Genomic DNA, 375 nt, shown 5'->3' on the forward strand with positions numbered 1-375 from the left:
GACTGGGGTGAAGTCGTAACAAGGTAACCGTAGGGGAACCTGCGGTTGGATCACCTCCTTACCTGAAGATACCTTCCCGCGAAGTGCTCACACAGATTGTCTGATAGAAAAGTAATGAGCAAGACGGCTGCGAAGTCGTGACATGTATGTGTCCCCTTCGTCTAGCGGTTAGGACTCCGCCCTTTCACGGCGGCAACAGGGGTTCGAATCCCCTAGGGGACGCCACTTGCTTGGTGACAGGTGAAAGGTGTCTCCACGAAATATCTCAAAACTGACGGTAACGTCGAGTTTGAGATATTGCTCTTTAACAATCCGGAACAAGCTGAAAATTGAAACGACACGTCGTATTCATTCTCCGTAATAAGAATGAATAAA

Annotated in this window: 1 tRNA gene and 1 rRNA gene; both read left to right on the plus strand. The window is 48.5% G+C overall.

Annotated elements, in window-relative coordinates:
* Positions 1–61 (plus strand): 16S ribosomal RNA (locus QMZ65_RS25195); the annotation flags it as partial.
* Between the two features lie 89 nt (positions 62–150).
* Positions 151–225 (plus strand) — tRNA-Glu (locus QMZ65_RS25200).
* The last annotated feature ends 150 nt before the right edge of the window (positions 226–375 follow it).

The sequence above is a fragment of the Pantoea sp. EABMAA-21 genome (assembly GCF_030053335.1).
In the GTDB taxonomy this organism is placed as follows: Bacteria; Pseudomonadota; Gammaproteobacteria; order Enterobacterales; family Enterobacteriaceae; genus Pantoea; species Pantoea communis.